The sequence below is a fragment of the Bacillus sp. JJ1521 genome, from assembly GCF_036965165.1.
Classification (GTDB): Bacteria; Bacillota; Bacilli; order Bacillales; family Bacillaceae_L; genus Ferdinandcohnia.
On sequence record NZ_JBALOX010000061.1, the window covers coordinates 48,252 to 49,085 of the forward strand.

General features: G+C 33.5%; 1 protein-coding gene. It reads left to right on the forward strand.

From position 1 onward, the window contains the following. Positions 1-215: 215 nt before the first annotated feature. Positions 216-779, forward strand: coding sequence for a tyrosine-type recombinase/integrase (locus V7147_RS09785; RefSeq protein ID WP_335367670.1), 564 nt, complete (start codon positions 216-218; stop codon positions 777-779). The last annotated feature ends 55 nt before the right edge of the window (positions 780-834 follow it).

Here is an 834-nt window from a genome sequence, read left to right on the forward strand (position 1 = left end):
CTGAATAAAGTTAAAAAGATTTTTTATAATTTGCCCTGCTTTAAATAAAATAATCCTTTTATTAGATAGAATTTGAGATGGTTATTCATAGCTTTACTAATATTCCAAACAAAACAGGGAAAACTTTCTTCAATGAATTTGTAAGCAATTTTCTTGTCATGTAACTTAATCTGTGTTAGTTTTATGTTATGTAACATTAGCGGGAGGATAAACGAATGGAGTTTGTCGATCCAATACGGGACGTAAATAAAATAAATGAAATGAAAGACGTTTTAAGAAATCAGTCCCAAAGAGATCTATTGCTTTTTGTATTCGGGATAAATACAGGGATTAATATAAGTGATTTGCTCTCATTACGTGTCGGGGACTTGTGGGATAAGTCGGGAATGAAAGAATTCTTGTATGTGAAGGAAGCAACAAACGAGGAAGTAAAAGCTTATTATTTAAACAATCGGATAAAGATTGAACTAGGTGAGTATTTACGAACGATTGAACATGAAGGCAGTGATTTTTTATTTAAATCAAAAAAAGATAATCAGCCAATCTCCAGACAACAGGCTTATCGGATCATAAATCATGCTGCTAAAGAGGTTGGAATTCCCGGAAAAATTGGCATGCACACACTTCGGAAAACATTTGGTTATCACGCCTACCTAAAAGGAATTGCGATTTCCATCTTAATGGATATCTATAATCATCATTCCCCATCAGAGACATTCAAATATATCGGAATTAACAAGGAAGAGAAGAATTTAGTGAAAGTGGATGTAAACTTATAACCACATTCAGCGGATAAAAGACTAAGATTGCCACGGTCTGATGTCTTCGTCTTTG